This is a genomic window from Endozoicomonas arenosclerae, from assembly GCF_001562015.1.
GTDB classification, from domain to species: domain Bacteria; phylum Pseudomonadota; class Gammaproteobacteria; order Pseudomonadales; family Endozoicomonadaceae; genus Endozoicomonas_A; species Endozoicomonas_A arenosclerae.
On the sequence record NZ_LASA01000184.1, the window covers coordinates 1 to 10,938 of the forward strand.

Sequence of the window (10,938 nt, forward strand, 5' to 3'; positions counted from 1 at the left end):
GATTTATAAAAGCCAGGTATCGAGGTTTGAAGAAGAATGACAATAAACTGTCTACTTTATTTGCCCTGGCGAATATTGTTCGACTGGATCAAATGATCCGGGCACAGGGTTAGTCCGCCCTGAAGTCACGAAAGTGGCTAAATATCATACAAATAAGGGGTTGAGACCTCTGATTTCAGTCCTACTTCGAACTCGATTCAAGAAGGGAAGTAAATTAGAGGTTATTCGCAGGTTCCCTAAGACCAGGACCTGATAACATTCTTCCCGGTTTGAGAGACCGCAGAAATACATACAGAGGTGATTTAATAAATATTAATGATCCAGAAAGCTCAAAAATACATGATCGAGGCAAGCATTCTGATAGACCACACTTCAATATCGATATCCGAGATCCCGACGGGGTTCGCCACAAACCTGCCATTTTTATTGATGAATAATATATAGAAACCTATGAATCTTGAAGAAATAGAAAGGTATATAGCTACAAGTTCAAAAAAACTAATATGTATTTATAGAGAAAGAATAACTGACTTGGATTTACTTGTAGTTTCTTATTACATCATGGGGAAGCCTAATGCTTATGTTATAAGTGTTGAATTTGATCCTATTGACATGGTCGATTATGGAGAAGGTTGGATCTGGCAAACAAGACCCATGCTACTGACTGAGATTGTAGATTTGCTTGAGAAACACTTTCATAATGAAATATCCCAATGGAATAATATCACTAAATCCGGGCACCTTGATGAATATCATGATGATATTGATTCTCATCAATATGCAGAGCAAATGAAAGTCTTTTCTGACAATTTGCAACACGGAAAAAGATTACTACCAACTAACTTTAGTTGGATTGAAAGCTCATAAACTCTAAAACAGATATTTACTCGCTCTCACGCTCCTGCGCAGGAGTATATACGCAGCCAAATTTTGGCCCTGAAGACCATTCTAAGAACATAAGGCGTAATAACGTGCTTAAAGTTCCTGACGAAACCGAGATGCTAAGTTTTTTTGGAAGCGAGCCTATAGATAGCATCCCTCACGAGGGTTTCTACGTTTATAAGATGAGTGATAGAAGAGGAATTGAATTGTTTTTTCATTCCATGTCATGGAAGGTTCGATACAGGCCCGTTTGAAGTCAAAACAAACAGAACTTGCCGTATTTTGCCAGGAATCAGGAAAAGAAATTAGAATTATTGAGGATAAGTCTGGAAAGTATTTGACTTGTTCGTTCTCATTGGAAAATAAAATTTCACAGGCAAAGATTTACACCTTTCCAGAGATCAAAGTTAACTGGCATATTCTTGATGCGTGACGCTACTCTATCCTTTTCCCGAAGATCATCCCCCCATCAACCGTAGTCCTTCTTCACTCAACTCATACTGTTAGCTATCAGACAGCTGTCGGTCATTAGCATCACAGGACTAAAGGTACCCGCTCAAACAAGCACGACGATTAACAGATGCTTGAAGTCATAGTAACGATCACTGATATGCAACCACTACCAGTATTAAAAGAGACCCCCAAACAGAGGTCATCAGAAAAGACTCTGGACTTTAAGACATGATTTCAAATCCAAATTAAGACATAAGTGCCTACTCTTTAGTAAGAAAGCTCTTTTGCCCAGTAATAGCACTCAGTTATAAAACTTAGATAAATCGTGGTCGCATTAATAAACTCGAGGCTCCATCTCAAGTTCAACACCAAAGCGGTCAAAAACCACACTCTGAATATGCTTTGCCAGACCGAGAACATCATCGGGTCCGGCACCGCCATGATTTACCAACACCAGAGCCTGTTTGTTATAGGTGCCAGCAGCACCTTGGCGAAACCCCTTGAGTCCGGCACGATCAATCAGCCAACCTGCTGCCAGCTTCCAGCGCCCTTCAAAGGGATAAGCCACAATATCCGGAAAATCTCTCTGTAGCTTGCTGAGCACACTCTCATCAACCACCGGATTCTTGAAAAAGCTACCAGCATTACCCAATACCATGGGATCAGGGAGCTTTTCCATTCGGATATCGCAGACCGCCTCACTGATAACAAAAGCTTCAGACTGACTACCTTGAGACCTCTGCTCCACCTCTTGCCTCAGGCGACCATAATCCAACCTGGGGGATAGTTCAGCATCAAGAGAAAAGGTAACGGAAGTGATGATGAAATGGTCTCGAGCAGCATTCTTGAAAACAGAATCCCGGTAGCCAAACTGACACTCATCCAGAGAAAAGGATTTTAACTCTCCCGTCTGAATATCCAGAGCTTCCAGACTCTGAAAATGATCCTTGATCTCAACACCGTAGGCACCAATATTCTGGATCGGCGCTGCTCCTACATTACCTGGAATCAATGAGAGATTCTCAAAGCCAAAAGCCTGCTCTGCAAGAGTCCAACGGACAAACTCATGCCAGTTTTCACCTGCACCCGCTTTAACACAGACGGTCTCTCCATCCCGACTGACGACTTCTTTGCCCCGTAAATTAACATGAACAAACAGAGCTTCCTGGTTACCACTTAGCACCAGATTGCTGCCACCACCCAATGGAACGACAGGAACATTTTCTCTGGCAGCAAAAGCAATAGCCTCACGAATATCTTCTACCGACTCTGCTTCAACAAAATAACGGGCAGAGACTTTGAATCCAAAGGTATTCAAAGTCTCAAGGGAATAATTTTCAAACATTCTCATGAATTACCGCGAGTCACTCTGAGCATGATTTTGAATGTGCTGTAGCAGCGATTGACCACCCTGCTCGACCAGAGAGAGCACATGGGTGAAACCCTGCTCACCACCATAGTAGGGATCCGGAACTTCATGCTCCAGGCTTTCACCAAAGGATAGAAACAATTGAACCTTATGGGCATGATCTTGCGGGCAAATAGCCAACAGATCACTGAGGTTGCTCTCATCCATAGCCAGTACGTAATCAAACTCATCAAAGTCAGAGTCACGAACCTGGCGTGAACGAATAAATGAAAGATCATACCCCTGACGGGCCGCTTCCTTCATCGAACGTTTATCCGGCTTTGCTCCCTCATGCCAGCCACTGGTACCTGCCGAATCCACCTCTATCCAATCCGACAACCCTGCTTCAAGCACTTGATGAACAAAAACACCGTGAGCCGTAGGGGAACGGCAAATATTCCCCAGACAGACAAAGAGTACCTTAACCATTCACCCTCCTCCCTGATAACTGTTACTCAGGAAATATCCGCCAGCCTGGCTTCCATCAGCGTCCTGAGCGCCTTGAGATCTTCATCGGTATCCACACCATGGGGCGGCGTTTCAATAGCATCCGCCACATGAATTCGATGTCCGTTCCAAAGCAGTCTCAGCTGCTCTAGAGACTCCACAGATTCAATGGGACTCTGCTCCCATTGCACATATTGATTCAGCAGACTGACACGGTAGGCATAGATACCAATATGGCGTCTGAAGATATCTACAGAAGGCAAAATCTGAGCTTCAGCATTGTCTCCTGAGAAGTTGTCACGGGCCCAGGGCATTGGAGCGCGACTGAAATACAAGGCAAAACCTTCTCGATCCGTCACGACTTTTACAACATTGGGGTTAAACAGATCATCTCGATTTCGCACTGGCTCAGACAATGTGGCCGCACCAGCCGATTCAGCCTGCATCAGATTACTGGCCACCTGATCAATCACTCTGGCGGGAATCAGCGGCTCATCACCCTGAACATTGACGATGACTTCGTTGTCACTCATTTCATAAAGACGGGTGACTTCCTGAAGACGATCGGTTCCGGAAGGGTGACCTGCCAGTGTCATACAAGCCTCAGCTCCAAAACCTTCAGCCACTTTGATAATACGCTCATCATCAGTTGCGATGATGACCCGGCTGGCCTGGCTCTCACAGGCACGTTCATAAACATGCTGGATCATGGGCTTGCCACAGATATCAGCCAAAGGCTTGCCTGGCAGGCGACTGGAGCTGAAACGGGCAGGAATCACAACCGTAAAGGGGGCGGTGGAAGCACTCATCAGGCAGAAGTATCCTCTTGAGAAGGAGCAGCCTCTCCCCCTTCCAGACGTTCATCAGTTGTCAGGGTACGGGCTTCGTTTTCCAGCATGACAGGAATACCATCACGGATGGGATAAGCCACGCCACAAGGACGACAGATCAGTTCTGCCGCTGACTTTTCGTATTTCAGATCACCCTTGCACTGGGGGCAGGCCAAAATCTCAAACAGCTTCTTGTCCATGGGTATCCTTATCTGACCGACTCTGCGGCCCTTTAGTTTCAATCAGTTTCAAAATTCGTTCAAAAAACGCCTCAGGCACCCGGGCCTGAACCGGCAGAAACCAGCAACGGGATTCTGCGAAAGCAGTGCATTTTACTGCATCCTTGGCCGTCATGATAACGGGCAAATCGTCCTGAAACTGCAAATCCTGCTTCACAAAGGCATGATGATCCGGAAAAGGATGGGGAATCACCTCAAAACCCAGATTTTCGAGGGTATTGAAAAAACGTTCCGGATTGCCAATACCGGCGACCGCATGCACTTTACCGGATGAAGGTACTTTCGTATCAGTTTCACGGCCAACCGGTCGAAGTGAGTCGGGTTCCAGGAAAAAGCTTTCATATGCAGTATTCAGTGAACAAGATGGCTCACCGTTAATCAGAACCTGATCCACCTGCTTCAGCCTTTCTGGCGACTCTCGCAAAGGTCCTGCTGGAAGACTGAGACCATTACCCAGCATTCTCTGCCCATCAATAACCACCAGCTCGATATGACGATCAAGGTTGTAATGCTGAAGACCATCATCAGCGATCACCAGATCGCAGTCCTTGTCCTGGATCAGGGCTTTGGCTGCCGAAACACGATCCGGATCCACCATCACAGGAATATTCAGCTGCTGGGCCAGCATAACAGGCTCATCGCCTAATAAAGCAGGATCAGAGTCAGGCAACACTTGTGCTGGTAACTGTATACCTTTCCCTGCCCCAAAACCACGACTGGCAATACCTGGTCGAAAGCCCTGTTGCTGCAAATGCTTCACCAGACTGGCCACAAAGGGCGTCTTGCCTGTGCCACCGATTGTAATGTTGCCAACGATAATGACCGGGACAGGAGACTGCCAGCGAGCCGATTTCTCGTACTTATCTCTACGACGGAGGGCAATAAAGGAATAAAGCCAGGACAAAGGCAGCAGCAACCGGGTCCAGAACCCATTGCCATACCATGAGTTGAGAACCGAATCGCTGAGTACATCCTGCCAGCGACGAGATTCCTTGTTTTCCATGAGGGTAAAATTCTCTTGCTTATAAACAGCAAACGCAGCCTTTTAGACTGCGTTGCATAAATGGATTTGAATCTGAACTGACTAGCTTACCACTACTGTTCGGATTCTACAGGTTTTCGGGTTGTCATACTGAGATTGGCAAAGCCCAGCTGACCTGCAGCATCCATAGCGGTGACCACTGACTGATAGGGTGTCTTGGCGTCCGCTGTAATAATCAGAGGCAACTCTGAATCCCCGTCACTGACTTTCGCCAGGGCATTCTTCAGGGTATCAAGACTGCTGTTAACCAGAGACTTGCCGTTAACCGCAAAGTCTCCCTCTCGACTGATGGTAATCTCTACTTGCGTCTTCTCAACCGCTTCCCGCTGTTCACCACTGGCTTCCGGCAAATCGATAGCCAGCTGGGTTTCCTTGGTGAATGTGGTGGAAACCATAAAGAAGATCAGCAACAGAAAGACCACATCAATCAGCGGCGTCAGGTTTAGAGAAACCTCTTCCCGGGACTGGCGACGAAACTTCATCACTTGCCCTCGCGGTCTTTCAGCTTTCGCTCTCCCTGAAGCACTTCCACCAGCTTGGTGGCTTCCTGCTCCATGGTCACCACCAGCTCATCCACACGGCGGGTAAAATAACGATGAAAAATCAGGGTCGGAATCGCAACGGTCAGGCCAGCGGCTGTTGTGATCAGTGCCTTGGAGATACCCCCCGCCAGAACACCGGCATTACCCGTACCTTCCAGCATAATCACGGTAAAGACATCGATCATACCTATGACTGTACCGAGCAGACCCAAAAGCGGTGCAATAGCCGCAACTGTACCCAGAGTATTGAGATAACGTTCCAGCTCATGAATCACACGGCCAGCCTGCTCTTCAATACTTTCTTTCATGATGTCCCGGCCATAACGGGCATTACTGATGCCTGCCGCCAGAATTTCTCCCAGGGGAGACCCGTCTCGCAGACCACTGACTTTCTTGCTGTCCAGATCGTTATTTTTGATCCATTTCCAGACCTGAGACAAAGTATTTCTGGGCGCGATCCGAGACGGTCTCAACGTCCAGAGGCGCTCAAAAATAATCGCCATGGCAATGACAGAACTAAGCAGGATTGGCAGCATCAGCCAACCACCGGATTTCACCAACTCGAACACAGCATTTTCCCTTCCAAGTTTCCCGGAACCCGTCCTTTTGATGGCAGGCTCCCAAGGCTGTTTAATGAAAAGACTCTATCATAGAGCATCGGTTTTTGACCACGAGCACATGCGTATCAGCCGCAATAATGATGACAGAGATACAAAAATAGATAAGAACGGTATAAATATTGAACGAACTCTATCGCCACCAGTAACGGGACTTTTCATAGCGATAGCGCTTCACTTCGCGCTGCTCCTGCCCAATGACAAAACTCACCGTACCTGAAGAAGCTGTCTCATATAATGTCGCCCCAAGCTCACTAACCCGCTCAACCGTTTCTCTGGCCGGATGGCCAAATGGATTTCTATAGCCTGCAGAAACCAGAACATGAGAAGGATCAACCTGAGACAGAAAGCCTGCCGAACCTGAAAATCGGCTGCCATGATGAGGGAGCATCAGGAAATCTGCCCTTAATGACTTGTTCGAGCTTAATAATGAAGACTCGGTCTTTTTGCCGATATCCCCGGTCAGCAGCATGACCTGAGATCCGGCACGAACACGGATAACGCAGGATCTTTCATTATCAGAAGACATAGGCTGACTGCCCGACAATACTTCAAAATCAACGCCATCCCACTGCCACCTCATGCCCGAAAGACAGGGGCTTAAGTGACCTTCAAAGTCTTCCACCGATGAGCCAGCCAATACTTCAGTATCAGGAAAATGTCGTTGGAGCCTTTCCAGTCCACCAGAATGATCACTATCACCATGGGAAACAATGATTCTATCCAGCTTAGATATGCGTGAGTAGTTGAGATAAGGAAGAATAATATTTTCTGCTGTGCTGAAACGCCCTCTGGATGGCAGTCCTGTATCGTAGAGCAAACTGTTGTGCTGCGTTTGAACCAACACAGAAACTCCCTGCCCTACATCCAGAACCGCTACATTTGCCTCGCCATGCTTCGGGTTGGTTATCCTTGGAAACAGGAAAGGTAACACCAGAAACAGTGCCACAATCCTCAGACCCAGCGCCGCCGGAGCAACCAATATCAGGACGGCTGCCCCCAACAAAACCAGCTGCTCAAACCCAATATTCACAGCGGGTATATAAAGAGGTATGGACGAAACCCAGGACAGCTGCTGGTCCCAAAGCCTGAAGAACTGATCCAGAGCCTGAAGGATTCCTGCCGACAAGCCTCCAGGAAAAGGTTGCAACAGCAAGGCAAGAAAAGCCGACGGCACGATCAATACACCCATGACAGGGATCGCCACCAGATTAATCAGAGGAGACAACAAAGACACAGACTGCTGATTAAACAGAAGCATCGGAGCCAACATTACAAAAACCAGCCACTGGGGTTTAAGCCAGCTTCGAGGTCGAGCAATTTGCTGTTTGATTTCAGAACTGGATTCGCTCAAATCAACTCGACCACAACACCCATAAAGCAAAATGCCAACTGCCGAAAAGGAATACCAAAAGCCGGCACTGGTCACAGCAAGAGGTTCAATGGTCAGAACAATACTGAGCGCCAACAGGAACAGCGTAAGCGGCCGGGCTTTTATACCCAGTAGCGGGCCGGACAGTGCTAACCCGGTCATGACCAGAGCTCTCTGAACCGGAACTGTGAAACCCGCCATAAAGGCATAAGCCAGCGCAAAAAGAATGGCGACACAGGCCGCATATCGGGGCAGTACTATTTTTCTGAGAGGCAAGGCTCCCAATCTTGCCAGCATCATCACCCACCAGTAGCCAACAGCAGCCATCAGACCTATGTGAAGACCCGAAATCACCATCAGGTGAGTAGTGCCCGACTGATTCAACCATTGCCATTGCTGTTGGGAAATCCCCGATTTGTCGCCAATTAACAGTGCCGAAAGTAAAGCTGCAGAATTCTCGCTGCAACTCTCATATAGCCACTGCCTTACAGAGCTTCGGATTTGACTTCTTAAGTAATGAAAACCTTCTGCATCGGCTATTTTTTCGCCACCCCTGACATAGCCCACCGCCTGAATATTCTCTCGGGCCGCCCAGGCCTCACGATCAAAAGCCCCCGGACTTCGATTCCCCTGGGGATGTTTAAGCCGGATCTCCAACTGCCAGTGATCACCTGCTTTTATTTCAGGCGCCTGATACCAGCTCAGTCGAACCTTACCCAGATTCGCTATTGATTCACCCTGAAGTGTTCTTACATTAAAATCAAAGCGGGTAAGATTTTGATAATAAGCAGGAAGATCGGAGACATATCCCTCCACTCTGAGTGTTTTTCCTTCAACTTCCTTGCTGATCCAGCTCTCCTGAAGCGCTTCAGCATGTAAAAATCCTGTAAAGATCCCCAGCAGAAAAACACCCGGATAAAACACTGACAAAGCAGAAGAACCACAGAGATAACTGACTGTTCCCTTACTACCCGTGCTTACGTTGCACAACCTTCTGCAAACCCCACCTCTCTTTAATGCGCCTGACACAGTGACTTGGCGGGCAACAGCCTTTATTATGCCAGTCAGCAGCCCTGTCATGATCAACAGCACTCCCAAGACGCCGATAACCCTGATAGACATTTCGCCTGGTACAGCTGGAAGCAGCACAGTAAGCACTACTCCTGACAAATAGCTACAGTATCCTGTGGGGAGATGGATAGTGTGTTTCATTTAATAAGTGCATAATGTCGGGCTTTTAAAAGGGATCGTCGGCTTAATAGGGATGAGAGCTATGCTCAACAACCGCTAATGGCCGGTTCACAGCATAGTCATCAAGATTGGATTATGCTGACAGGATGCTGGTTTGATCATCGACTATCAGCTGACTTTGCCCACCACCTAAAGGAGGGTGATTTGTGAAGTGAGAATTACAATCTACACTGTTCTCACGGCACTCAAGAGCACGGTTAGCTGCCAAGCAGCAGACAAGCCATGAGCGAAGACAATGATTATGTCACCTCGTGACAACATTGTTTTCACCAAAATAGGAACTGGCAGCATTTTAATAAACAGCCTTGAGCTAAAAAATGCGCACAAGACTGCCTGATCAAAACAACCGGAGCGAGCATATCTGGAGTATGTAGTTCATGTCATCGAACCATAGTTTCCAGAGCAGCCGCACCAAACTGCAGACTGAAAGCAGTCTCAGATCAGATAAGAGTACAGTTAAGGGACATGGCGAGGAAACTGATACAACGCTACCTGCCGGATCCGGGAACCATCAAGGGTAACCGTCACTTACGGTTTCTGGGCAGTGCTATTCATGATGCCAACCTCTGGCACCTGAATCGACGTTCAGCAGCCAGCGCCTTTTTTGTGGGCGTTTTCTGTGCTTTTATCCCCATCCCGTTCCAAATGGTCGTGGCCGCTGCCCTGGCCGTCATGTTTCGCTGCAATCTGCCCCTGTCAGTTGCCCTGGTATGGATTACCAACCCAGTGACCATGCCCGCCATTTTCTACTTCACCTATAAAGTGGGTTGTTACATCCTGGATGTCCCTGTCAGTGAAACTTCGTTTGAACTCACGGTACATGGTGTGGGTGTAGAACTGGCCAGAATCTGGAAACCACTATACCTGGGCTCTCTGATTACAGGCATCATTGGCGGCTTTGCCGGCTATCTACTGATCCGACTTTACTGGCGATGGAATGTAGTACATCATTGGCGTCAGCGTCGAAAGCGTTCATCCTCAAAACTGTCATAACCGAAAGGTTAAGCTTACCTTAAGGATGGTGTCAGCTTTACTTTATCCGCACCTGAAAAGATCAGAATAGCGACTTCTTTGAAACCAGCTGACTGATTTTCAGGCTAAATGCGACATTTTCATTCTATTGCTATGGACAGAAGGTCACGGTCTTCCTATAGTTGTCGGCATGCGGCATGAGTTAAAGCACTCACCTTTCGAACAACTCTTTTTTTGACTCCTCGGTAATCCAAAGACTGCCATGCAAAGAAGCTTCCAAAAGCGCAAGCCAAAGCTGGAAGGACGCGGTGTGCTTGAAAATATCAGCACCGACGGCCCTCACAGCGACTGGTTGGGTATGCCCGATTATTATATCCATACACTGACTGTCTCCGGCGATGAGTACAAATATCTCTCTGCTGACAAGACTCTGGATGTCAGCGAAGGTGACACCGTCGTCTTCCGCTATAAGGAACAGGGTAAGGAAAAGCGTATCGACAAGCGTTCACTGGGTATTTATATCGACCCCAGCCAGTACATGAACGACGCTTAACCGACATTGACAGAACTGCACTTCTTATCAGGAGGTGCAGTTTCTGGATCAGTGTAACTTTTTCCAGACGAAAACCTCCCCTAGTAAATGATCCACGTTCTTAGAACGTGGTTTTGCTTTATGCCCCCCCTATAAGGGGGCTGAAACCGCCAGCCTTCAGAGAAGGCTGGTGAGAGTTGCCCCAAGATTGCAGATTATTTCCTGAAATCTCTCTCCTGCTGGAGACGTTCTTTCTTTTCTTGGTACTTCACATATTTACGGATCATTTCTGCATCTACTCCGACAGTATCGACACAGTAGCCTTTTGACCAAAAGTGATTACCCCAATAC

General features: G+C 47.5%; 12 protein-coding genes and 1 pseudogene. 4 read left to right on the plus strand and 9 right to left on the minus strand.

Features of this window, described 5'->3' with window-relative positions; genetic code table 11:
* Both WG89_RS32385 and WG89_RS26115 read left to right on the plus strand, forming a co-directional pair.
* A pseudogene (locus tag WG89_RS32385) lies at positions 1-113 on the plus strand (IS5/IS1182 family transposase); the annotation flags it as partial.
* A gap of 337 nt (positions 114-450) precedes the next feature.
* Entirely contained in the window at positions 451-867 is a 417-nt protein-coding gene (locus WG89_RS26115; RefSeq protein ID WP_062270600.1) for a hypothetical protein, read from the plus strand.
* 802 nt (positions 868-1,669) lie between these two features.
* Here WG89_RS26115 and murB read toward each other — a convergent pair.
* The 8 genes from murB to WG89_RS26160 all read right to left on the minus strand — a co-directional run bounded on the left by murB (position 1,670) and on the right by WG89_RS26160 (position 8,981).
* Positions 1,670-2,686 (minus strand): UDP-N-acetylmuramate dehydrogenase, encoded by a 1,017-nt coding sequence (gene murB / locus WG89_RS26125; RefSeq protein ID WP_062270602.1) that lies wholly within the window; start codon positions 2,684-2,686, stop codon positions 1,670-1,672.
* A 3-nt stretch (positions 2,687-2,689) separates the two neighbouring features.
* On the minus strand, positions 2,690-3,172 hold the full coding sequence (locus tag WG89_RS26130; protein ID WP_062270603.1) for a low molecular weight protein-tyrosine-phosphatase: 483 nt from the start codon (positions 3,170-3,172) through the stop codon (positions 2,690-2,692).
* A gap of 26 nt (positions 3,173-3,198) precedes the next feature.
* On the minus strand, positions 3,199-3,999 hold the full coding sequence (gene kdsB / locus WG89_RS26135) for a 3-deoxy-manno-octulosonate cytidylyltransferase (RefSeq protein ID WP_062270604.1): 801 nt from the start codon (positions 3,997-3,999) through the stop codon (positions 3,199-3,201).
* Entirely contained in the window at positions 3,999-4,220 is a 222-nt protein-coding gene (locus WG89_RS26140; RefSeq protein ID WP_062270605.1) for a Trm112 family protein, read from the minus strand. The genes kdsB and WG89_RS26140 overlap by 1 nt, the downstream gene beginning before the upstream one ends.
* Positions 4,201-5,262, minus strand: coding sequence for a tetraacyldisaccharide 4'-kinase (gene lpxK, locus WG89_RS26145; RefSeq protein ID WP_079254063.1), 1,062 nt, complete (start codon positions 5,260-5,262; stop codon positions 4,201-4,203). Before lpxK ends, WG89_RS26140 begins: the two co-directional genes overlap by 20 nt.
* 92 nt (positions 5,263-5,354) lie before the next feature.
* Positions 5,355-5,783, minus strand: a complete 429-nt coding sequence (locus WG89_RS26150; protein ID WP_062270606.1) for an ExbD/TolR family protein — start codon at positions 5,781-5,783, stop codon at positions 5,355-5,357.
* Positions 5,783-6,412, minus strand: a complete 630-nt coding sequence (locus WG89_RS26155) for a MotA/TolQ/ExbB proton channel family protein (protein WP_062270607.1) — start codon at positions 6,410-6,412, stop codon at positions 5,783-5,785. Before WG89_RS26155 ends, WG89_RS26150 begins: the two co-directional genes overlap by 1 nt.
* A gap of 181 nt (positions 6,413-6,593) precedes the next feature.
* Positions 6,594-8,981: a DNA internalization-related competence protein ComEC/Rec2 gene (locus WG89_RS26160; RefSeq protein WP_062270608.1), complete on the minus strand. Its 2,388-nt coding sequence runs from the start codon at positions 8,979-8,981 to the stop codon at positions 6,594-6,596.
* Between the two features lie 567 nt (positions 8,982-9,548).
* Here WG89_RS26160 and WG89_RS26165 point away from each other — a divergent pair.
* Positions 9,549-10,076: a DUF2062 domain-containing protein gene (locus WG89_RS26165; protein ID WP_062270609.1), complete on the plus strand. Its 528-nt coding sequence runs from the start codon at positions 9,549-9,551 to the stop codon at positions 10,074-10,076.
* Between the two features lie 241 nt (positions 10,077-10,317).
* On the plus strand, positions 10,318-10,608 hold the full coding sequence (locus WG89_RS26170; protein ID WP_062270610.1) for a hypothetical protein: 291 nt from the start codon (positions 10,318-10,320) through the stop codon (positions 10,606-10,608).
* Between the two features lie 194 nt (positions 10,609-10,802).
* Here WG89_RS26170 and WG89_RS29735 read toward each other — a convergent pair.
* Positions 10,803-10,938: transposase (locus WG89_RS29735; protein ID WP_172806921.1), on the minus strand; the 136-nt coding region annotated here is incomplete at its 5' end.

Bases quoted from the DNA above. Each gene is read 5' to 3' on its own strand.
- kdsB (WP_062270604.1), bottom strand. From the start codon at position 3,999: ATGAGTGCTTCCACCGCCCCCTTTACGGTTGTGATTCCTGCCCGTTTC.
- WG89_RS26130 (WP_062270603.1), bottom strand. From the start codon at position 3,172: ATGGTTAAGGTACTCTTTGTCTGTCTGGGGAATATTTGCCGTTCCCCT.
- WG89_RS26165 (WP_062270609.1), top strand. From the start codon at position 9,549: ATGGCGAGGAAACTGATACAACGCTACCTGCCGGATCCGGGAACCATC.
- murB (WP_062270602.1), bottom strand. From the start codon at position 2,686: ATGAGAATGTTTGAAAATTATTCCCTTGAGACTTTGAATACCTTTGGA.
- WG89_RS26140 (WP_062270605.1), bottom strand. From the start codon at position 4,220: ATGGACAAGAAGCTGTTTGAGATTTTGGCCTGCCCCCAGTGCAAGGGT.
- WG89_RS26115 (WP_062270600.1), top strand. From the start codon at position 451: ATGAATCTTGAAGAAATAGAAAGGTATATAGCTACAAGTTCAAAAAAA.
- lpxK (WP_079254063.1), bottom strand. From the start codon at position 5,262: ATGGAAAACAAGGAATCTCGTCGCTGGCAGGATGTACTCAGCGATTCG.
- WG89_RS26170 (WP_062270610.1), top strand. From the start codon at position 10,318: ATGCAAAGAAGCTTCCAAAAGCGCAAGCCAAAGCTGGAAGGACGCGGT.
- WG89_RS26150 (WP_062270606.1), bottom strand. From the start codon at position 5,783: ATGAAGTTTCGTCGCCAGTCCCGGGAAGAGGTTTCTCTAAACCTGACG.